The following is a 431-nucleotide window of genomic DNA, read 5'->3' as shown; positions in this document are numbered from 1 at the left end:
AGTGAGCAAAATGAGGATAAGCACAAGCGCGTATTTTCTCATTCCATTCACCGACAACCCCTGAGCTTGAAACCACTTAAACCTTTTTATTAGCCCGACAGATTTAATTGGGTGAAGCTTTAAGTTCCATGGGGGATGGATATGAAGGTTAAGATTACTAAAGAACCCTTCGATCTCAATGAGGCGTTGAGTTATCTTCTCGTTCCAGAGGCCGGTGGCTACGTTTTCTTCTTGGGGAAGGTCAGGAACAAAAACCATGGCAGAAGAGTCAGAAAACTCATCTACGAGGCCTATGAAGAGATGGCCATTGAAGAGATGGAGAGGATACGGGGAGAAGCACTTGAAAAGTTTCCCATATTGGACATCCTGATATGGCACCGCTACGGCGAGCTCAACGTGGGCGAGGACACGATACTCATTATTGCCAGTGG

The 431-nt window shown here is 46.2% G+C and carries 1 protein-coding gene; it reads left to right on the top strand.

Annotated elements, in window-relative coordinates; translation table 11 throughout:
• Window positions 1-141: 141 nt before the first annotated feature.
• The coding region (locus tag E3E42_RS11750; RefSeq protein ID WP_167904893.1) for a molybdenum cofactor biosynthesis protein MoaE at window positions 142-431 on the top strand (290 nt) is incomplete at its 3' end.

Origin of the sequence: Thermococcus sp. JdF3 (assembly GCF_012027495.1) — an archaeon.
Taxonomy (GTDB): Archaea; Methanobacteriota_B; Thermococci; order Thermococcales; family Thermococcaceae; genus Thermococcus.
This window is presented reverse-complemented; position numbering and strand designations above follow the sequence as displayed.